This is a genomic window from Peristeroidobacter agariperforans, assembly GCF_004138335.1.
GTDB lineage: Bacteria > Pseudomonadota > Gammaproteobacteria > Steroidobacterales > Steroidobacteraceae > Steroidobacter > Steroidobacter agariperforans.
The window spans coordinates 1-1,331 of the sequence record NZ_RYFW01000015.1 but is presented as its reverse complement, the minus strand read 5'-3'; the positions used below and the strand labels follow the sequence as shown (position 1 = coordinate 1,331).

1 protein-coding gene is annotated in these 1,331 nt (G+C 61.1%); it reads right to left on the bottom strand.

What is annotated here, in order from left to right; all coding sequences use genetic code 11:
• A partial coding sequence (locus EK373_RS32940; protein ID WP_269813791.1) for a calcium-binding protein occupies positions 1 to 1,331 on the bottom strand: 1,331 nt, incomplete at both ends.

Here is a 1,331-nt window from a genome sequence, read left to right as displayed (position 1 = left end):
GCCGGTATTGATTGTGTCGTTGCCCGCACCGCCGATGAACAGATCCTTGCCGGTGCCGCCCGTCAACGTATCGGTGCCGTCACCGCCGTCGAACAGATTGCCGCCGGTCGCATTTGTATCGGAGATGGTGTCGTTGCCGGCGCCGCCTTGGAGGAGATCGATGCCTGCGCGCCCATCGATGTTGTCGTTGCCATCGCCACCGTAGAGATGGTCGTTGGTGGCGTAGCCGGTCAGCGTGTCGTTGGCCGACGAGCCTTGTAGTGCCATCGACTTGACGGCTGCGACATCCCACGTCGTGCCGTCGGCAAAGCGAATCTGCTCCACCGCGTAGGTGCGAGTCGAGACGCCGTCGTTGTTGAAGTAGTTCTGGATGGTGACTTGGTCGGTCGTGCCTGCGATCTTCAAGATCAGGTTGTCGCCGGAGCGACTAACTGTCACATCGCTCGCGAGCACCCCTTCCTTGAACTGCAGCACGTCGACCTTGCCCACGGTTGGATCGGCCGAGCCGTTGTAGCTGTCGGAGTCGTTGTTGATCGTGTCTTGACCTTCACCCAACCCGAATAGATACGTGTCGCTGCCGAAACCACCCCGGAGGTGATCGTTACCAGCGCCGCCATCCATCACGTCGTTACCGCCGGAGCCGCCGTACTGACCACCGCCGTAGAGGTTGTCGTTACCCGCGCCGCCGGTGAGCACGTCATCGCCCGCGTTGCCATACAACGTGTCGTTGCCGTCGCCGCCGGAGAGTTGGTCGATGCCATTGCCGCCGGTGATGTTGTCAGTGCCCGCGCCACCTTCGACGATGTCATCGCCATCGTGAGCGTCAATCGTGTCGTTGCCGTCACCGCCATCGACGATGTCATTGCCCTGACGAGCATCGATCGTGTCGTTGCCGGCGCCACCAGTGAGCGTGTCATTGGTGGCATAGCCGATGAGGTTGTCATCGCCGGCCGTCGAGATCAGCGCTCGCTCCTTGATCGTTGCCACATCCCAGGTCGTCCCGTCAGCAAAGCGGATCTGCTCGATCGCGTAGCCGCGGGCCGAGACACCGTCGTTGTTGAAGTAGTTCTGAATCGTGACTTGATCGGTCGTGCCAGCGATCTTCAAGATCAGGTTGTCCCCGGAGCGCGTGATCGTCACATCGCTCGCGAGCACCCCTTCCTTGAACTGCAGCACGTCGACCTTGCCCACGGTTGGATCGGCGGAGCCGTTGTAGCTGTCGGAGTCGTTGTTGATCGTGTCTTGACCTTCACCCAACCCGAATAGATACGTGTCGCTGCCGAAACCACCCCGGAGGTGATCGTTACCAGCGCCGCCATCCATCACGTCGT